Below are 19,414 nucleotides of genomic sequence, written 5' to 3'. Positions count from 1 at the left end.
TTGTAATTCTTTACATCAGGCTCAACTTCCAAAAAATCCACAAGCGCTGAATTACCCGCGCGTCCCGTGCAAGGCGCGCTTACGTGAAGCTAATGGAGAATGTATGGTTCGTCTTACCAGGACAGAGTTAATCCAGGGGACTGCAGATGAGGGGAGTGAGGATAACGTTTTACGCCAGGTTGACTCCCGCCCACGCGCGGCGGCGGGTTATCCGGAACCTGTGACCGATATCCATACCCATCTGTATAAGATTTTAAATACGATTGCACCGTTAAAAATTGATGTCCTAATCGAGGGGGAAACGGGTACCGGGAAAGATGCTCTGGCCCGGCGGTTGTATCAACTTTCCGGCTGTCGCGGCCCGATGGTGCCGGTTAACTGCGCGGCCATCCCGGAGACACTGGCCGAAAGCGAGCTGTTCGGGGTGATGGCCGGGGCGTTTACCGGTGCCAGCACTTCCCGCGCGGGCTATATTGAGAGCGCCAATCATGGCGTGCTGTTTCTGGATGAAATAGACAGTATGCCGCTCACGGTGCAGGCCAAGTTGCTGCGGGTACTGGAAAACCGGGCGGTGGAGCGACTCGGCAGCACCAAAAGTATTGAACTCGATCTGCGCGTGGTCGCCGCCTCGCAAATTCCGCTCTCGCAGCTGGTGGCGCAGGGGCGTTTTCGCCGCGATCTCTTCTTTCGCCTCGACACGATCAAACTTGCCACGCCAACCGTGCGGTCGCGGCCGGAGCTGATCCTGCCGATGTTTCGCCGCTTCACCCAGGAAGCGGCGATGCGCCTGAACCAGCCGCTGCCGCCGGGGTCGCCCGTGCTGGATGAAACCCTGCTGCTGCATAGCTGGCCGGGGAATATCCGCGAACTGAAAGCGGCGGCGGAACGCTTTGTGCTGGGCTTGCCACCGCTGTGCTGTGAGATAAAGCAGGAGGGGCGCGGGCTATTAAAAGAGCGACTGCGGCGCATTGAGCGCAGCCTGATCCACGACTGCCTGAAACGGCACGGTAATCGTATTGATGACGTTATTCTTGAGTTAGGTATTCCCAGGCGCACCCTCTATCACCGCCTGAAGCTGTTAAAACTTACCGCCTGACATGTCGCCCGCCCCTCTCGCGGTGGGCCAGAAGGCCTCTTCTGCATAAATTTTTTCTTTGCGATGGAACCAGGTGGCTTCGTTTATCACTTAATGAACGCAACACCCAAATACAACCCATCATTAACGCGAGGAATTACTATGTCAGGTGCTAGCTTACTTGCCAACGGGATCACCAACGCAGCCTCTGCTTACACTCAGGTTGCCGGTGCCTATAGTGGTGCGAAATATATGGTCCGTTCGCAGCAGGCGATGGACAGAATGCAGGAAAACCAGGCCGATAAAATGGATCGCGATGTAGAGTTCCAGCGCATTAACGGCATCGCCGAAAGTAATGCGCAGGCCGCATCCGCCGCAGCCCAGGTCAAAATTCAGTACTAATCGACTCCGGCAGGGAGGCGTTATTGACGACTCCCTGCTCACTCACCTACAGGAGTTTTGCTGATGAAAGTCTCTCAATCTCCCTCGCTTACCTCCGAACCGGTACCGTCAGTTGACATCTACGATGAAGCACCGTCGGCGGAAGATATTCAGTGGTTTAATGCAAAGCTTAATGGCGCCGCGCCTGAAAGCAGCAAGGCGGCCTCTTCGGAGCCGGGCGTGGTCGGCAATATTCTGCAATCCCTTAGCGGCAACCAGCGTGCGCAAAAAGATGCCTTTCACGATCTCAGGGTCGCGTCGCGATCCTCCAGTGCGGAGGATTTCTCCCGCGCCAATGCGCAGCTGTCCAATTACTACATTGAGAGTCTGATGAACGCCAAAGTGATCGCCAAAACCGTTCAGTCAGTCGACAAACTCAGCAACCTGCAGTGAAGCTTATGAATGGCTCTGTCATTAAATCCCTCTGCGCCCTGTGGCTGGCGCTGCTGCTTACCGGCTGCGGTGACCAGACCCAGTTGCACAGCGGGCTTTCGGAAAACGATGCCAATGATGTGGTGGCAGAACTGAGCCGCTTTAAAATCGAAGCGGAAAAACAGGTCTCCAAAGAGGGCGTGAGCGTCAGCGTCGCGCGCGGTGATATCGAGCGCGCGGTGAATATCCTCAATGCCGCCGGGCTACCGCATCAGGCACGGACCAACCTCGGCGCGGTGTTTCAGAAAAGCGGCGTTATCTCCAGCCCGCTGGAGGAGCGCGCCCGCTATATCTATGCCCTGTCGCAAGAGGTAGAAGCGACACTGTCACAAATCGATGGCGTGGTGGTGGCGCGGGTGCATGTGGTACTGCCGGAGCGTATCGCCCCCGGCGAGCCGGTACAGCCCGCTTCCGCCTCGGTCTTTATCAAGTATCACGAAAATCTCGACCCGGACAGTATCGAGCCGCGCATTCGCCGGCTGGTGGCAACCAGTATTCCGGGGCTAGGCGGGCGTGATGACCGCGACCTGGCGATCGTCTTTGTCCCGGCGAAAGCCTGGCAAGACAGAGTTGAAATGGTGCAGCTGGGGCCGTTTCAGCTGACCCCGGAGCGTTACGGCATGGTCAAAATAGTGGCAACCTGCTTTGGGGTGCTGCTGCTGTTGCTGGTGGCGAATGCATTTATTCGTCAGGCACTGAATCGTAAGCGCCAGGCGGCAGAGGCGAAGTGACGGATATGCAGAGCGCTGCGCCCGACGAGCAACTCGCCCTGCGCTGGCTACGCTGGTGGCACGCTGACTTTTGGTTGCAGGCCGATGAAAGCTGGCGTACCCAGCCGCTGGCCCGCTTATCTGCCCCTTTGCAGAGGCACTATCTGCGCCAGCATGCCGCGTGCTGGCAGCGCACGCTGGGGATACAGGGCGAACTGGTGGAACCAGAGCCGATGGTGCTGGCGATCGGCGACTTAAGCTGCGAGCAGCGCGCGCAACTGCTGGTTTTGGTGGCAGAAATTTGTGCCGGGGGCATGCCGCTACCCGCTGAGTTAAAGATCTGGTTACGGCGTGTGGCGAAAGGGATGCGCACCGAGTGCTGGCTGCCCGCCGGGCTGTTCACCGCCGGCGGCAGCGCCGACAGCCTCTGCCTGCTGCAAGCGTTATTCCCGGCCATCTGGCCGCGCCTGCGGCTGCTCTTTCCTGCAAGCGATGCGCCTGTGGAACCGGCGCTCTCACTGCCTCTCCATCGTCTGCGTCCTTTATGGGAAGCGGCGCTCTGGCAGGTGCAACAACATTCGGAAGCGACGCGCGATGTGGAAACTTAAAAGCCTGCGCCTGCCGGACGGTAGCGCGCCAGCAGGTAATTTGCTACGCCGCGAGGAGATTGCGCTCGGGCTTGAAGCGGCTGCCATTATTGAGTTAGCTCATAAAGATGCGCAGACGATCCGCGAACAGGCACGCGCCGAGGCGCAAGCTGAAAGGGAGGCCTGCCAGCGCGAATGGGAAGCCGCGTTCTGGCAGCAGGCGCAGACACTTCTTACTGACTGGCAGCAACAGCGCGCAGCCGAAGAGGCGCAACTGGTGGTGCTTGCCGGGAAGATTGTCAACGAGGCGCTGCAACACCTGCTTGATGAGGTGGATGATGAGCGCCGTTTTCATGCGCTGCTCAAACAGCTGTTGCGTCACCATCCACGTCAGCAGCAGGCGACGCTCTATTGCGCAAGCCTGCAGGAGCAGGAGATCCACGGCTGGCTCGCCGCGCAGCCGCAGCTGAGCTGGACACTGTGCGCCGACCCGATGCTTGCGCCAGATCATTTGCGGCTTATCACCGACGCGGGCGAGCTAATGGTTGACTGGCAAACGCTGCGCCAGCAGCTCGCGCCCGCGCCTGCAGAAGAGGAGGCATAAAAAAAAGCAAAATGTGTGGAACTGCTTCGCTTGCCGCACCACTTAAAAGTGGTGCCTAACAAGAGGAGTGAACATCATGAGTTCAAACGATCTGTTCCAGCGTCAGTTATCTTCCAACTCCGCCCGCAAACATCATGAAGCCTATCAGTTTGCCCGCGATATCTCGGGCGAATCCTTCAGTCTTGCGGATATGTATGCTTTCCAGAACCGGCTGCAGGATATGTCCAACGCCAGCTGGGCAAGTTCGCAATATACCCAGTTTAAGTTTGGTATCCGTAAAGCGATTATCGACGCTATTAACTAAGCCCCTGTCAGCAAGGAGTCAGGCGTGTTTACGTTTTCTTTTCCGGGCCGCCTGCTGGCGGCCATTACCCTGCTGGTGCTGAGTATGGGCATCACCAATGCCCGTGTGCCGGATGAGTGGAAAAACGGTGCGTATGCCTATTCGGCAGATAACACCCCGCTTAGCATTATTCTTGAAGATTTTGCCACCAGCTTTGGTGTCGAGATCAATCTTGGCACGCTGGGCGACAGCAATGTCACCGGTAAACTGCGCGCAGAGAGCCCGGAAGCGTTTCTTAATCGCCTGGCGCTTGAGTATCGCTTTCAGTGGTTTGTCTACAACAACACGCTCTACGTCAGCCCACAGGCCGCGCAAACCTCCCAGCGTATTGAGATTTCTCCGGAAGCGGCGCCGGATCTGAAAGAGGCGCTGCGCGGCGTTGGCCTGCTGGAGCCACGCTTCGGCTGGGGCGAACTGCCGGATGAGGGCGTGGTGCTGGTGACCGGGCCGCCGGAGTATGTACACCAGATAACTGAATTTGCCCGTAAATCGGAGAGCAAACCGCAAGCCGAGGAGAGTAAAGATATGATGGCATTCCCGCTGCGCTATGCGGCCGTGGCGGATCGCACTATTCGCTATCGCGATCAGGAGCTGCTGGTGCCGGGGGTAGCCACCATTCTCAATGAACTGCTGGGCCAGGCCAGCAACGCCTCTGCCGGTGGCACCTCATCAGGCCAGGGGGATGATGAGCAGGTATCCCGTGAACAGTCGCAAACGATTTTAAATGAGCTGATTAATCGCAATATGCCGGTCTCCGGGCGTAAAAAAGCGCCGGTCAGCAAGCTGGCGGGGAAAGTGTCGGCGGATGTGCGTAACAACCTGCTGCTGGTGCGAGACGATCCGAAAACCCGCGGCTCTTACCAGGCGTTAATTAACTCTATTGACGTCCCGCAAAAGCTGATTGAGATCGATGCGGTGATTGTCGATATCGACCGCAGCGCGCTGAAGCGCTTCTCCAGCAGCCTGGGCGGTCAGTTCGGCAGTGTCGCCAGCGGCGCCAATATGCTCTCCGGTGCCAGCACGCTGTTTGTCACCGATTTCCAGCGCTTCTTTGCCAGTATCGAAGCGATGGAGGGGGAAGGGACGGCAACGATTATCGCCAACCCAACCATTCTGACGCTGGAGAATCAGCCTGCGGTGATTGATTTCAGCGACACCGCCTTTATTCGCGCCATTGGCGAGCGGGTGGCAGATATTCAGTCTGTTACCGCCGGGACCAGCCTGCGGGTGACGCCACGCGCCATCAGCACCTCACAAAAATCGGCTATCCAGCTCATTGTTGATGTGGAAGATGGCAAGCTCAACAAAGATGACGATGGCGACGCACAAGGCACCCATAACGCAGCGGTCAGCACCCAGGCGCTGGTGGAAGCGCGCCGCTCACTGGTACTGGGCGGGTTCCACTCCAAAGAGACGGGCGATCGCGAGCGACGCATCCCGATCCTCGGCAGCATTCCGCTGATTGGCAAGCTCTTTACCTCCACGCGCTACGAAACCTCCCAGCGTGAGCGGCTGTTTATTATTACGCCGCATTTGATTGGCGACCAGGTCGATCCCTCGCGCTATATCGCTGCCGAGTCGCGCGAACAGCTTAATAGCGCGATGGATGAGGTGAGCAATCGGCATAAATACACCGACATTCGCGGGATGGTGGAAGGCGCGATGCGCGACCTGGCGCTGAACCGTGTGCCGACGGGGATGACCAGCGGCGGCACCGGCCAGACGCTATCGGCCTTATGCCGTATTCCGGGCGCGTTCCAGAGCGATTTCCGCCGCCATCAGTGGTATGGCAACAGCAGCGTGCAGATAACCGTTGGGGTGATCACCAATAACACCCGTCAGACGCAGCGGTTTGATGAGAGTGTCTGCCGCAGCGATCGCACGCTGGCGGTGGCGGTCTGGCCGCGCGGGGAACTGCCGCCGGGAGGATCGGCGGAGGTGTTTGTCGCCTTTGACAGCAATGCTCCGGCACGCCCGTCGCGCGCTTCGCTGCTCTCGGCATCTGGCGGCGCACCGGCAAAAAACTTCTGATGAGTGATAAGGAAAAAGCATGTTACTGCGAATGATCTTACTTGCCGCCGCCGCGCTTATGCTGAGCGCCTGCGCGCGGCCACAGGCCGGGTGTAACGACGTAAGCTGCCGCCCGTCGTCCGATCTGCATAAGCTCACCATCTGGTGGCAACCGCAACTGCGTAATGGCCCGAACGACTACACGCAGATAGCGGTCGATAACTAACCCCGTTTCGGCAGTCTCAGACCCCGGGCGATCGCCGGGGCCGTATTTGAGCGAGGATCATCATGGCTATTCACCTCCCTTTTCTGGGAAGCCTGCGTGCGGCGCAATCTGTGTCGCACGCCAGCACCGGTAACGCTATTCCGTTACGTCAGTTTTCCCGCCGCCCGCAGCAGACCGCGGGCGGCTCGCTGGATCAGGAGGTGGCCAGCCAGGCCGCGCCGACCCTGCGCCAGCAGGCAGCCGAAGCCCGCCAGCGTATGGGAAACCTGCGCCAGAGCCTCCACCGCCTGCGGGAAACGCGCCACCCCCAACCCATACCCGGCGCGTCGAACAGCACCTGCCCGCCGGATGTTAACAACAGCGCACCGGTGGCAGCGAGCAGGCGCCACAGTGAAGCCGCGCCCGACGAACCGCCGTTACGCCCGATGCGCGAGCCGCAATCCCGGCCGTCCCGCCGCCGCCATCTGCTTTCCCCCATTGAAGAGGAGCGCTACGCCGCGCTGCAAGAGAGCCAGCGCAATACCCAGCAACAGCGGGCCTACCGCGCGGGGGAAGAAAGCGCGGCCACGCGGCGAGGCGGCCTGCAACCGCAGTTTGCCCGGCTTGCGCTTGCGGATAACGGCAGCTTAAGCGTCCTCGACAGCGCGTCGGAGCCTCTTACCGCGCTGCTCAACGAAACCCTCGCCCGACCACAGCATCGCTGGCTGGCGCACCAGGCCAGTGACGATAATTGCCAGCATCTCCTGCAGGATCCCGGCGGCAGGCTCTTTACGCTACAAGGATCGCCGGTGGCGTTTATCGGCCTGACCAGCAGCCGTCCGGTGCCCGGCTGGCAGCATCAAACCCCTCAGCAGCGGCTTGCAGCGCTACCGGATGAGGCGACCCAGGCGCTGATGACCGGCATCTTTCGCCACGACCGCAAAATCACCGGCGGTGATGAAGCAGGCGGTAGCCCGGCAGGTGAGGCTGTTTCAGAGCAACTGCGCGAGCACAACGGGCGGCTTTACCGGCTAAACGAAGCCGCCATGCGCTGGGAGCAGATCGATAAAGATGAAGAGAAAAGCTATAGCAAGTTAAGCAAGCAGCCTGACGGCATGCTGTATGCCATTTACGATAAGAAGACTCTGCATAATCTCTCCAGCGGCGAAAAGTCGGCAAAAATTGGCAAAATCACTGCCTACTGCGTCAGCGCGCAGGGTTCTGCACTGCTGCTCCTCAGCGATGAGAAAACCGCTGAACAGTCGGTAATGTTGCTCAACACCCTCACTGCTAAAAAGGAGCAACAGCAGAAAATCACCCTCAAAACCGGGAACGCGGAAGGCGACAAGCAGGCTTTTCACGCTACCGGCGTTGCGCTGCATAACGATAATCTCTATGCGCTGGACAGCGAAGGGGTGCTCTGGCGCGCGGCATTACCGCAAGGGCAGGAGGACAGCGAGATTGTTATGCAGCCTGATATGAAGCAGGCGGCGCTGTTGGAGCAACTGGGCGCAGGGGTGATGTTCAGCAGCCTGCTCTCCCATCAGGAGGGAGGGCTGATGGCGGTGGTGAAAAGCGGTGCTGACCAGAAACACCTCTGCGCGCGCAATGCGCAAGGGCAGTTTGCGGCGCGCTGGAATCTTAGCGAGAGCCTGGTGCTGGATCATCACGACGGTTTACTCCAGCCGCGCCCCTTAGCCTATGAGAGCATCGACCTTGGCCGCGCCGGGCAACTGCTGGTGCATGAAGGCAAACTCTATGCGTGGGATAAAAACGCCGGGCGCTGGGAGGCAAGCCAGGAGAAGGCGGATAGCATCAAGCGGGCGCAGGATGGCAGCGGCTGGGTGATCCGTGACGGGCTGCCTTCGCGCGTTAAGATAAGCCAGAAGAGCGACAAGATTGACGGTGCGCACCACCGTTTCGCCCTGCGGCAGTTAAAGGCCAGCCTGAGCGTCGAGCTGCCGCTGCCGGGGTTCGATGAGCATAATAAAGCGCGTGCCATTGCGCCGCTGGATGGCGAGCACTGTGCGGCGATCAGCGAAACCAACACCCTGCAATATCACCGCACGCAGGCCGGAACCCGGCAGGCGCATAAGATGATGCAGACCCTGACGAAAGCGGGGATCGCCAACTGGCTGCCGCACACCCGGGCGACGCTGCCTGCGAACGGCGAGGGCAACACCCTTACCGATATCACCACCGATCAGAAGCGTAACCTCTATGTTCTCGACTCACAGGGCAGGCTATGGACGATGCCGGAAGCGGAGTGGCGCGCATCCCCCGGGAGCCGCCCGGATGCGCGCTGGCAACCGGTGACGCTGCCCCCCGACCTCGGGCCATTAGAGCGGTTGCATAACAGTTCCAGCGGCGCGCTGATGGTGGCGGACAGAGGCGGGCGCAGCGCGATTTTGCAGTTGCCCGGTATGCCGCAGGAAAGTACGAACGAGCAGCAAGAGGGCGCAAATCAGCCGCCAAACGCTCTGGAGGCGAGCTGGCAAGTACAGGGTGAGTTTGACCCGACCGCACTGCCCGTCAGCATGCCCCGGCAGGAGCCGCTAAAAGCGATGGAGCGGCTGGATGAAGCCTCGAAAAGTGTCAACATTCGCGGCATGACCCTGAAGTATGAGACCAGCATCGCCGGAATGACCGGACGTGATGGTAACCATGTCAACAGCCGCCTGCGCGACCGGCTTGGCGCACACTTGATCAATACCCGGCTGACGACGCCAAGACCCCTGAAAACCGCCTGGTACGCCACGCGCCACAACTGGCAGGGGCGTGACGGGCTGCGTCCGCTCTATGCGCAACAGGCGCAGCTCTATCAGCGGCTTAAAACCTTACAGGCAGCCCCTGGCGCGACGGCGCAGGAGAGTTTAGCGGCGCGGCTCGCCGCGCTCGATACCCGCCACTTTGACCGGCAGTTTATCGGCCATCTGCAAAACCTTATCGACACGGTTGCTGACAGCGTGCAGCACCACGGCACGCTGCTCGGGCAGCATATGGGCGCGTTACGCGGGGACGGGCGTGAAAAAGAGGAGTTTAGCCCCTCGCGGATCAAGGCGGCCACCCAGGCGCTCAACCCCTACAGTGATGACGAGAATCTGCTGAAACGGCTGGATGCGGTCTACCGGCGCTATCCGCTGCGCGAGGGCAGCAGCACACCGGTCAGCCACTTGCAGGCGCACGGCGTGGTGGCCCGGCATCAGAAAGCGCAACCGCCGATGGGGCGCATGCGCGATCCCCATGATGAGATGGGGCTGGTGAAATCCCGCCTGATCCTTGATGGATTGATGATGTCCGCGCTGCACGAGGTAGTGGATCAGATGGCTGACTGTAACGCTAACCCGCAGGCCAGCCCGGCGCAGGTTGCGGCGATTAAAGAGCGGGTGCGTTTTTTGCGTGACGAGGAGTATGGTGAAAACCTGGTGCAGAAAGCCACCAGTCAGGGTTTTCTAAATAATAGCCAGCTGGAAGCCTGCTATGACGCCATCAAATCCTTTATTAATGCGCTGAGTAAGCCGCACCACGGCCTGAATATGACCACCCGCACGGTGCTGAAAACCCCCGACCAGCAGCAGATGGCAGCGCAACTTCTTAATACGCTCAAAGCGCTGGAGCCGGGGGAGAACTTTGCCTTTGGGCGTAACTATGGCGGCATGGTGACCCTGTCGGTGATCCCCGGCGGGGAGGTGATCGGTATTCCGGGCGTGCGCGGCAACCTCGATCGCGCCTACAGCGCCAGCTTCTCCCGGAATGATGGGGGGATTAATGTCACCTTTAGCCGTAACGGCGGCGGCACCGGCACGGTATTTGGTGCCGTAGGCTGGAACCCGTTAAGCCAGCTTGCCGAGAGCAGCAACAAGGAGCCTGGCGGCAACCGCAGCATCGCCCCCTCGGTGCGGCTCGGTGGTCTGGTGGCCATCGCCATGCAGCGCCAGTTGCAAAACAGCGTCAGCTTTACGCTGAGCGAAGCGGAGCTTCAACCCTTTATCGCGCAGCTTACCGGCGGAGAACTCAACCCCGGCGAGCTGCTGGAGAAGGGCGTCAGCCATAAAGTGAAGCAGGGCACCACGCTTAATTTTAATGTTGACGCCACGGCGATGGCGATGGCTGGCGGCGCTCTGCGCTTTCCTGTCGGTGGCGGTGACGGCAAGAAAAACCGCGCCACGGTGCGCGCTGGCGGTATGGCGCAACTGGGGGCGAATATCCTCAATGCGCAACGTGAGCGCTCCACCGCACACGGCGCGACGGGCAGCACGCTGGGCCGCAGCGATAACCGCCTGCGAATGTTTAACACCGCCAGCGCCGGGATCGGCCTTAATGGCGGGGTGGGCATCACCGCCAGGCCGGCGTCGAACCTGCGCATCCCGCTGTTTGGCGTCAACAGCACCACCATTCAGGCCAGCATCGATAACCGCACTAAACACAGTATGAGCATCGATATTGCCCGGGCTGAGCCGGTTCACCCGCGCCAGCTGGAGAAGCTGATAGAGCAGGCAGGCAGCAACTTTGACGACCCACAAACCAATAAGCTGTTGCAGGAGATAAAGGATGCCGACAAACCGCCGGAGAAAGCGAAAAGCGAGCTTTCGGCCGGGCTAAACGCGCTGCAAAAAGCGAGCCTGAGCGCACGCAAGGCGCACGCAGGCACCTTACGTCCGCTTTCTAAAACCGAACGCAACACGCTTGAGACGTTGAACAAAGAGGACGGTGCGGCAAAGACAAAAGAGAAGAGCGACACGTTCAGCACCTTTATGCAGGATGAACCGCAGGCAACGGCCAATAAGCTCGATAAACTGCTGACCCATCTGCTGGCGCTAACGCCTGCCAACAATGGCCAGTACGGCGTGATTAACAGCGCCCGGGCGCTGGATTTGCAACGCCAGGCGCATGGGCTGCACTGCCATCAGCTCAACAGTGCCGAGTATCAGAGCACTTATAACAATCTGCGCAAAGTCGACAGCAATAACCTGATGCATGTGGTGCATAGCCTGTTTGCCAGCGAACTGCCGGAGAGTGCCGCCGAGGCAATCAGCCGTTTTATGGAGGAGAAGCCGCTGCTTAAAGAGGCGATCCGCGAGCTGCAAAAAAACCGCAACACCCAGGCGGTAGTGACCCTTGAGCTACACGATGAGCGGCGCTATGCGCTTCAGCAAATGTGGCTGCGTCATGAAACCCAGCCGGAGGAGGTCGCAGCGCTGCTGCGCGATCGGCACTGCCTGCGGGTCAAATCGATTGCTTTTAGCGAAACCGACAGCAAACAAGAGGGCATCTCCATCCCGCTGTTTGTCGCCGGAAGCAGTAGCGCCGCCAGCGTCAGCGTCACTCGTAACCTCGGGAAAATTAACTTTAACTATGGTGCAAACCAACTTTCACCTCTCGCCTTTACCCTTGAGGGCGAAATCGCCCACGCCAGCCAGGCGCTGGTAGATGCGCTGACGAATGCCGAAATTCAGGAGAAGCGCGGGCGGCTGTAACCCGCGTTACACCTTACTTTTACAGGAGTTTATGATGACGCAGCAACGACAGCTACAAGGGCTTCTGGATGATTTTGGCCGCCGCCAGGGCATCTCTCTGACGCTGGTCAATGGCGTTTGCGCATTGCAGGATGAGCAGGGCCAGGAGGCGGTAGTGCTGGAGCTGCCGCCGGGAAGCGATACGCTACTGCTCCATTGCCAGCTCTTTGCCGCCACCCAGCTTGCAGAGCAACTCACCACCTGGCGGCTGTTAATGAAGCTCAACTTCGAGATGCATGCGATGCGCGGCTGCTGGCTGGCGCTGGATGAAGAGGAGCAGGTGCGGCTCTGCTACCAACAACCGCTGGCCGCTTTAACCCCGGCTACCTTTAGCACGTTAATGCTCGCCTTTATGCAGCAAGCCCGGGAAGCGCGGGCGTTACTGCCAGAGATTGTGGCTGCCTGATAAGCACAGATCCGCGCACTACTCTTCGCGGATCTCAATCACCTCATCCAGGTAGTGATCTTCCAGCTCCCGCAGCAGGCGATAGACGTGGGCCACGGCATTTAACGTTTCGCGCGGGATATAGGCACCTTCGCGGGTAGTGCGCCACAGCGTGCGGGTCAGCCAGATAAAGCGGATCACCGGTCTCTTTTTACGCTGCGCCTCTTCAATCAATACCCGCGCCTCTTCATCACACGCCTTAAAAAGCAGACGCGGCAGCGGCGTTTCATCCGGGCGGTAGTAGAGGCCGACGGCGAAATGGGTCGGGTTAACCAGCAGCACATCCGCTTCTTCGACGTTGATCTCGCGCGCGGGAACCGGCTCTTCATTCAGGATCTCCTGCGCCACCTGGCGGCGGTGGCCTTTCATATGCGGATCGCCTTCGCTCTGCTTGAACTCGTTTTTCAGATCTTCATGGCTCATACGCTGCTGTTTCAGGAAGAAGTAGCGCTGAATACCAAAATCGAAGAGGCTTATCACCAGCATTACCATCAGCACCCGGCGCGACACCTTCATAAACAGCGCCATTACCCCTTGCCAGAAACCATTGAGATCGCCAAGCGCCAGCTGAGCAAGGCCGCCGAGGTCCGGCAGGATCGCTTGCCATACTACCAGGCCTATCACCACCGCTTTAACGATGCTGGTCAGAAGCTGGGTAAACTGACGGGCGGAAAACATATTCTTCAGGTGATTAACCGGGTTAAGCGCATCCAGTTTCGGTGCCAGCGCTTCGCTGGAGAAGAGCGGGCCGAACTGCACCCAGCCGCCCACCACGCGCAGCAGCATAGCAATGGCGCAGGCGAGACCGACCAGCACCAGCATAACGGTGACGCTGTCACTTATTACCTCTTCCAGCGCATGATCAAACGGGTCGCGCAGGCGGGATAACGGCAGCAGCATCATTGCCTGCAACCGCTGCATACTCGAGTCGACCATGGCAAAAATGGTCTCAAGGATGCCGATAGAGATAAGCAGCTTAGGGATATCCTGGCTCTGGCTGACCTGGCCTTTTTTGCGCGACTCTTTCAGTTTTTGCGGTGTGGCGTCTTCGGTTTTTTCGCTCATGGCGCGCTCCCGGCGGAAGGGGTGAAGATCTGCGGCAGGATATGGATAAGATCGCGCAGTTCATACAGCCGCGCATTTCCCAGATGGTCCAGCAGCGGCAGATAGAGGATAAAAAAGAGCATGCCGAGCAGGCATTTCAGCGGGATCGTCAGCGCCGTCGCCTGGAGCTGCGGGCTATAGAGGCTCATAATCCCGATGGCAAAATCGAGCAGCAGCATCAGCGCCACCGGCGGCCCGGCGTAGAGCACCATATCGCTGAAGACTTTCCCCACCAGCGTCAGCCAGACGTGAAAACCTGCCTCTTTGGGAAACGGCATCCACTGGGTAGCGGACCACAGATGGTAGCTGTCCCAGATCACCTGGGTGATGGTTGATAATCCCAGCCCGGTCACCAGCAGCAATATCAGCACCTGCTGCATTAACTTGCCGAGCGGCGTCACATCCGGTCCCAGTTGGGGGTTGATCTGCCCACCCATCAATGCGCCGCGCTGGTTATCGAATAATGCACCGACAGACTCATAGAGCCAGAAAGGCAGCGCCAGCAGCAACCCGAGCATAGTGCCTATCAACAACTCTTTCAGCACCAGACCTGCCAGCGTCATCATCGTCGGCTCAAGCAGATCAATCTGCTCTTTAATACCCGGCGCGATAAATAGCGCCAGCGCCACGGCAATCGCGGTGCGCAGCAGCCCTTTGATGACGCTAAAGGAGAATATCGGCGTTAGTAGCAGGCAGGGGAAGATGCGCGCCATACCAAGGGATAGCGCGAGGATCCCATTGAAGGTGTCGGTAAGCGGGTAACCTATCAGCATCAGGAGCCGACCGTTGACATCATGGCAAACGCCGCCTGCGCCAGCTCCATCAGCTCAACACCGACCCAGCGCCCGGTGAGCGCCAGCGTCAGGCCGACCGCCATCAGCTTGATGCAAAACGGTAGGGTTTGATCCTGCAACTGCATCGCGGCCTGCACCAGCGAAATGATCACCCCGGAGATCACTGCCACCAGCAGCGGCGGCGCGGAGAGAATAACCACCAGCAGTAACCCCTGGCGAAACAGCGTCAGAATATCCATGCGGGCCTCATAAATAGCTGTAGAACAGACCGTCGAGCAGCCGCGTCCAGCCGCTGATGAGCACAAACAGCAGGATTTTCAGCGGCAGCGACACGGTCATCGGCGAGACCATCTGCATCCCGAGCGCCAGCAGGATATTGGAGACGATCAGGTCCACGACAATAAAAGGGATGAAGATCAGAAAGCCGATTTTGAAACCGTTTTGCAGCTCCGACAGCACGAATGCCGGGATAATAAGCAGCATATTCTCCGGGGTGACCGAATCAGCCATTCTCTTAGGCCACATACGCTGGGCATTTTCCTGCAGATGGATAACGATGTCCGGGTCGGTATTTTTGCGCATAAACGTTTTCAGCGGTTCGATACCGTTAGCGGTGGTGTATTCCAGCCGCTCCATACTGCTGAAATCGACCGGGATCGCTTTCAGCCGGTCGGTCATATCGCTAAACACCGGTGCCATAATAAAGAGCGTTGCCGCCAGCGCGATGCCGTTAAGCGCCATGGTTGGTGGTACCTGCTGTACGCCCATCGCGTTGCGCGTCAATTGCAGCACCATGGTGATTTTCAAAAAGCTGGTGCAGATAATGAGCATCATCGGCAGCAGCGCCAGCGCACCGAGAAACAGCGCCAGCATAATTGGGTTTAGCGGCCCCATCTCCATCGGAATCACCTGTTCACATCCACGACGCTCGCCACGCCCGGCAGCATATGGGTAATTTGCAGCCCCAGACGCCCTTCAACATCGACCAGTTCGCCTTTCGCCAGCGGAAACTCGCCGTGGCAGAGCAATGCTTCACCCGGCACGACGTTATCGACGGTGACCGTCGAGCCGACATCGAGGCGATTTAACTCACCGAGCGTCAGTCTGAGATGGCCGCAGCGCACGGTTAAAGCCAGCGGCAGCGCATCAAAAGGCGAGGCCGAAGGCATCGTGGTTTCAGTCAGGTTTTCATCCGGGTGTGGGGTGTCGGCAGGCAGATTATCTTCGGGGGTCACATTCACGTAAGTATTCTCCAGACGGGTAATAAGAAAACGGGCAGGATGCCCCTCCTCGAACAGCAATTCGCCCTCAAGGTGTAATTGCGCAAGGCGAAGCTCGCCGCGACCGGTCGGGGAAAAATACGAGGTAGCAGGGAAAATCACATCATCGGGGCGAAGTGTGCGTAACTGCGCGGGGGCAAACGACACCACGCCCAGATCTATCGGCAGCGATAACGGCAGGTCGCTGCAAAGCGGCGCAGGCAGCGAAACCCAGCCAGGCTGGTTTAACAACGCCGCAAGGGTGGCGTGCGCAAGGTATAACTCACTTTGCGCCTGCGACTCGCCGAGCGTGACGCTCATCGCAAGCCAGATACCGTCAAGGGGCGCGCAGGAGGCCTCTTGCGGCGTCAGGTCGCCAAACAGCGCGCGCAGCGCCGGGCTGAGATGCTGGTTAAAGAGCGGCCAGTACCACTCAGCGCACGCGCCAGGCTCCGGTAGCAGCGGGCAGGCGGAAAAGAGGCTCAGCAGCGCTTCGCTACCTGACAGAGATAACAGCCCGGCCTTGCAGGAGAAGCGCTGCGTCGGTGGCCGATCGCCGGGGAGAGTCAGCCGGAACTGAAGCTCACCCGCTTCCCCCTCAAGGGTGAAGGGATAGCCAACACCGTGGCCGATACGCCGGCGCAGGCTGGCCTCCTCGCGCGGCAGAGTGCGCAGGGTTAAGGGTTTCATTCCCGGCCTCCGCGCTGCTCAAAGCGCAGGCGCACGGCGCAGGCCATCCGGCGGCGCAGCGACTCGCGGCAACGCTCCTGATGGGCAGCCATCATATTCATCGCCGCTGGCGCAAAACGCAGGCTGATATCCCAGCCCGCAGCAAAAGGGCTCACGCGGGCATCCACTTCGCCTAACAGGGGCAGCAGCAGCGTCATGGAGACCGGGTCGGCAGGCTGCTTCTCCACCATGGCGCACAGCGGGGGCTCCAGCTGTTGCCAGGCCCTGGCCGGTGAAGCGGGAGGTTCATGCTCATGGCTGAGCTGTGGCCCAAAAGAGGCGGGGCCCTCCCACGGTGTGATAAGCGGTTGCGCCACGTCGCTGGTGGGGAGCAACAGCGCGTCAAACAGCGAGCTCTCTTCGCGAAACGGCTCGGCGCGGGATTTACGCTCGGGGTTAGCGGCGTCTGACGATGCGGTTTGCGGCGAACGGCGCTGCACCTCCGGGCGGGCAGGCGGCGCGGGGTTATTTTGCTGGGTGTGGGGTAAAGCTGTCATCGTAATGCCTCGCTATGCTCCATCAGGTATTCCAGTTTTTCCACATCACGCAGACGCGCCTGGGTTTGCTGCTGCGCGTGCTGCACCTGCTGCTGCTGCGTGACCTGCTGTGTGCGGCACTGTTGCAGCTGATGACGCTGCCCGCTCACCGCGTCGCTGGCCTGGCGCTCCTCCGTCAATCCTTCGACCAGACGCTCCTGTTTTTGCAGCCCCGACTGGTGGTGTTCGGCAAAGCTCTCGCGCAGCTGTTGATAGTGCTGTTGTGCGGCTGCGAGCTGTTGTTCTGCTTCGGCTGACTGACGCTGCGTTTCGCGCAAAGCCTGCTCCGCTTGCCGTTGCAGGCGTTCGCAGCGGCGTAAGCGCTGGCGGCGAATCGGCAGCAGCAGAGAGAAGGCCTGCTGCAATTCAGTGCTGCCATCGTCAGTAATGATGTCGTTATCAGGCAGCGGATGACGGCGCATGCTGGCTTACCTCCGATAAGTGGTGCAGGGTGTCGTCATACTCTGTGGGAGCGTGCATTGCCTGTTGCAGATAGCCATTAATCGCCTCCTGAGCCGCTACCGCCGCATCGGTCATCGCATCGTGGCCCGGCTGGTACTCCCCAAGGCGAATTAACATCTCAACCTGCTGCCAGGCGGACATCATGCGCCGCAGCTGCGTGGCGTCGCGGATATGCTCGCGCGTGGCAACGTTGCTCATGGTGCGGCTGAGGCTTGCCAGCACATCGATAGCCGGGTAATGCCCGCGCTCCGCCAGACGGCGGGTCAGCACAATGTGGCCGTCGATCAGGGATCGCACTTCATCGGCGACCGGGTCGTTCATGGAGTCGGCTTCAATCAGCACCGAGTAGAGGGCGGTGATGGCCCCGCGCGAGGTTTGCCCGGCGCGCTCCAGCAGGGTCGGTAACAGGGTATAAACCGAAGGGGGGAGACCGCCGCGCCCCGGCGGCTCGCCAAGGGCAAGGCCGATTTCACGCTGGGCGCGGGCAAAGCGCGTCAGGGAGTCGAGGATCAACAGCACGCTTTTGCCCTTATCGCGCCAGGCTTCGGCGATGGCGGTGGCGGTAAATGCGGCTCTGGCGCGCTCCATACTGCTGCGATCGGAGGTGGCGCAGATAAGCACCGTACGGCTGCGCAGCGCCTCGTCCAGTTCGTGGTCGAGAAACTCCCGCAATTCGCGCCCGCGCTCGCCAATCAAACCAAAGACGATGACATCGCAGGGGGTGTTACGGGCGATCTCCGCCAGCAGGGTGGTTTTCCCGCAGCCCGCACCGGCAAAGATCCCGACCCGCTGGCCGACGCCGAGGGTCAGCGGGCCGTCAATCGCGCGAATACCGGTTGGCAGCGGCGTCTCTATGCGCGGACGATCGGTGGGTGCCGGGGCATCGCCCAGCACGCCGACCGCATTTTCCACCGTACCGGGCAGGGCGAAGGCGCCGGGCTGGCCTGCATCGAGCGGGCGGCCAAAGCCATCCAGCACACAGCCGAGCAGGGCGTCAGAGACCACAATAGAGTGCGGCAGGCGCAGCGGAACCACGCGCGCGCCCCGGGCGATGCCGTCGAGCTGACCAAGGGCGGAGAGCAGAGTGTGCTGCGGGTTAAAACCAACGACTTCAGCCAGCACGCTCTGCCCGTCATCCCGGGCGATCTGGCAGAGATCGCCGATCCGCGCCTGGGGCAGGCTGCTTTCAAGCAATATGCCGTTAATCCCGGTGATGCGGCCAAAACTCTCGACCGGTGAAAAGCTCGCCAGCCGCCGCCGCTGCTGTTGATACCACTCCTCCAGCGCTACCGTCATTACCAGCTCACCTTGATGTTATCGCGACCGTTAAACTCAATCTGATCGCTGGTGATCGATACCAGCCGCAGGTGGTCCACTTCATCGCCGACAAACAGGCGCTGCCCGTCGTCGGTGACGATATTGGCGCGGCTACCGGTGGTGATTTGCACAATCCGGAAGGGCAGGCTGACCTTCAGCAGTTTGACCTGGTTATCCAGCGGGGTAGCGCTGGTGTAGGTGGCGTTAAAGCGCTCCAGCATTCGGTTAAAGATCTGCATCTGCGACTTACTGAGTCGGCCCGTCAGACGCAGCCGCTGGTTGTGCATATCCAGCTTCACCACCTTTGCCAGATCGCGTTCGCGCAACATTTTCTGTAACGGTGCCTGCAACTCTGCAGGCGTGCTCTGCGGTGTAGAGGAGGCAACCTGGGTCTGGGCAACGGTGGGCTGCAAAACCCAACTGGTTACCGTCAGGGTGAGCAGCAACATCAGGCTCCATGCCAGCGTGCGGATGCCGCGGGTGAAAAACCCTTTACTGGCGGCGACGGGGGGCGCTGCCTGTGGCGGTGCTGCCGTGGATCCTTCTGGCGCAGGCGGTGTGGCAGGGGGCAGGCAGGCGGCCCACGGCGTGTCGATACGCGCCACGCACAGCCAGACGTCAGCGACCTGAAAAGGCGCTTCAATATTGATGCTAAAAGCGTCGCCGCTCTCCGGCTGTGCCAGCCACTGGGTCTCTTCCCGGCGCAGCTCGCAGGCGCGGGGGGCAACGCGCGCATCGCTAAGCATCAGATCGGCCTCATCGGCCTGGCCAATCAGCCATTTATCGCCGAAGAGGGGTAACGCGGCGCCCAAATGCAGGCCAGACAGCACGCGCAGTTCGAACAT

At 60.0% G+C, this 19,414-nt stretch carries 20 protein-coding genes; 11 read left to right on the top strand and 9 right to left on the bottom strand.

The features are described 5' to 3' along the window. The first annotated feature begins 103 nt into the window (after positions 1-103). The 11 genes from BWI95_RS17935 to BWI95_RS17885 all read left to right on the top strand — a co-directional run bounded on the left by BWI95_RS17935 (position 104) and on the right by BWI95_RS17885 (position 12,329). Entirely contained in the window at positions 104-1,096 is a 993-nt protein-coding gene (locus tag BWI95_RS17935) for a sigma 54-interacting transcriptional regulator (RefSeq protein ID WP_042711762.1), read from the top strand. A gap of 141 nt (positions 1,097-1,237) precedes the next feature. Then, positions 1,238-1,477: a hypothetical protein gene (locus BWI95_RS17930; protein WP_023478588.1), complete on the top strand. Its 240-nt coding sequence runs from the start codon at positions 1,238-1,240 to the stop codon at positions 1,475-1,477. A 63-nt stretch (positions 1,478-1,540) separates the two neighbouring features. After that, entirely contained in the window at positions 1,541-1,909 is a 369-nt protein-coding gene (locus tag BWI95_RS17925) for an EscI/YscI/HrpB family type III secretion system inner rod protein (protein WP_042711766.1), read from the top strand. A gap of 5 nt (positions 1,910-1,914) precedes the next feature. Beyond that, entirely contained in the window at positions 1,915-2,679 is a 765-nt protein-coding gene (gene sctJ, locus BWI95_RS17920; RefSeq protein ID WP_054804483.1) for a type III secretion system inner membrane ring lipoprotein SctJ, read from the top strand. Positions 2,680-2,684: 5 nt separating this feature from the next. Next, a complete protein-coding gene (locus BWI95_RS17915) occupies positions 2,685-3,266 on the top strand; it encodes a serine kinase (protein WP_076770333.1) in 582 nt (193 codons plus the stop codon). Next, positions 3,253-3,849, top strand: coding sequence for a type III secretion system stator protein SctL (gene sctL / locus BWI95_RS17910; RefSeq protein ID WP_054804481.1), 597 nt, complete (start codon positions 3,253-3,255; stop codon positions 3,847-3,849). Before BWI95_RS17915 ends, sctL begins: the two co-directional genes overlap by 14 nt. A gap of 76 nt (positions 3,850-3,925) precedes the next feature. Next, complete coding sequence (locus BWI95_RS17905; RefSeq protein ID WP_023478821.1) at positions 3,926-4,153, top strand: hrpF family protein; 228 nt, start codon at positions 3,926-3,928, stop codon at positions 4,151-4,153. Between the two features lie 24 nt (positions 4,154-4,177). Continuing rightward, entirely contained in the window at positions 4,178-6,223 is a 2,046-nt protein-coding gene (sctC, locus tag BWI95_RS17900) for a type III secretion system outer membrane ring subunit SctC (protein WP_083699416.1), read from the top strand. Positions 6,224-6,242: 19 nt separating this feature from the next. Beyond that, the gene (hrpT, locus tag BWI95_RS17895) at positions 6,243-6,428 is read left to right on the top strand and encodes an HrpT family type III secretion system protein (protein ID WP_023478744.1); all 186 of its coding nucleotides are present in this window, start codon (positions 6,243-6,245) and stop codon (positions 6,426-6,428) included. Between the two features lie 62 nt (positions 6,429-6,490). Continuing rightward, a complete protein-coding gene (locus tag BWI95_RS17890) occupies positions 6,491-11,884 on the top strand; it encodes an AvrE-family type 3 secretion system effector (RefSeq protein WP_076769958.1) in 5,394 nt (1,797 codons plus the stop codon). A gap of 31 nt (positions 11,885-11,915) precedes the next feature. Beyond that, positions 11,916-12,329: a type III secretion system chaperone gene (locus BWI95_RS17885; RefSeq protein ID WP_076769957.1), complete on the top strand. Its 414-nt coding sequence runs from the start codon at positions 11,916-11,918 to the stop codon at positions 12,327-12,329. Between the two features lie 18 nt (positions 12,330-12,347). Here BWI95_RS17885 and sctU read toward each other — a convergent pair whose 3' ends face one another. Genes sctU through BWI95_RS17840 form a run of 9 tightly spaced genes read right to left on the bottom strand, consistent with a single transcriptional unit; the run spans position 12,348 to position 19,414 of the window. After that, the gene (sctU, locus tag BWI95_RS17880; RefSeq protein WP_076769956.1) at positions 12,348-13,433 is read right to left on the bottom strand and encodes a type III secretion system export apparatus subunit SctU; all 1,086 of its coding nucleotides are present in this window, start codon (positions 13,431-13,433) and stop codon (positions 12,348-12,350) included. Beyond that, a complete protein-coding gene (gene sctT, locus BWI95_RS17875; RefSeq protein ID WP_076769955.1) occupies positions 13,430-14,245 on the bottom strand; it encodes a type III secretion system export apparatus subunit SctT in 816 nt (271 codons plus the stop codon). Before sctT ends, sctU begins: the two co-directional genes overlap by 4 nt. Beyond that, positions 14,245-14,505: a type III secretion system export apparatus subunit SctS gene (sctS, locus tag BWI95_RS17870; RefSeq protein WP_023478855.1), complete on the bottom strand. Its 261-nt coding sequence runs from the start codon at positions 14,503-14,505 to the stop codon at positions 14,245-14,247. Before sctS ends, sctT begins: the two co-directional genes overlap by 1 nt. Positions 14,506-14,512: 7 nt before the next feature. Then, the gene (sctR, locus tag BWI95_RS17865; protein WP_076769954.1) at positions 14,513-15,166 is read right to left on the bottom strand and encodes a type III secretion system export apparatus subunit SctR; all 654 of its coding nucleotides are present in this window, start codon (positions 15,164-15,166) and stop codon (positions 14,513-14,515) included. Positions 15,167-15,171: 5 nt separating this feature from the next. Beyond that, entirely contained in the window at positions 15,172-16,215 is a 1,044-nt protein-coding gene (locus tag BWI95_RS17860; protein ID WP_054804622.1) for a FliM/FliN family flagellar motor switch protein, read from the bottom strand. Then, positions 16,212-16,751, bottom strand: a complete 540-nt coding sequence (locus tag BWI95_RS17855) for a type III secretion system HrpP C-terminal domain-containing protein (protein ID WP_076769953.1) — start codon at positions 16,749-16,751, stop codon at positions 16,212-16,214. The genes BWI95_RS17860 and BWI95_RS17855 overlap by 4 nt, the downstream gene beginning before the upstream one ends. Further along, positions 16,748-17,212 (bottom strand): hypothetical protein, encoded by a 465-nt coding sequence (locus BWI95_RS17850; protein WP_054804620.1) that lies wholly within the window; start codon positions 17,210-17,212, stop codon positions 16,748-16,750. Before BWI95_RS17850 ends, BWI95_RS17855 begins: the two co-directional genes overlap by 4 nt. After that, entirely contained in the window at positions 17,190-18,548 is a 1,359-nt protein-coding gene (gene sctN, locus BWI95_RS17845) for a type III secretion system ATPase SctN (RefSeq protein WP_083699412.1), read from the bottom strand. Before sctN ends, BWI95_RS17850 begins: the two co-directional genes overlap by 23 nt. After that, positions 18,548-19,414 (bottom strand): FHA domain-containing protein, encoded by an 867-nt coding sequence (locus BWI95_RS17840; RefSeq protein ID WP_054803476.1) that lies wholly within the window; start codon positions 19,412-19,414, stop codon positions 18,548-18,550. Before BWI95_RS17840 ends, sctN begins: the two co-directional genes overlap by 1 nt.

The sequence above is a fragment of the Kosakonia cowanii JCM 10956 = DSM 18146 genome, assembly GCF_001975225.1.
In the GTDB taxonomy this organism is placed as follows: Bacteria; Pseudomonadota; Gammaproteobacteria; order Enterobacterales; family Enterobacteriaceae; genus Kosakonia; species Kosakonia cowanii.
The sequence above is the reverse complement of the archived record's forward strand: the minus strand, read 5'-3'. Positions and strand labels throughout refer to the sequence as shown.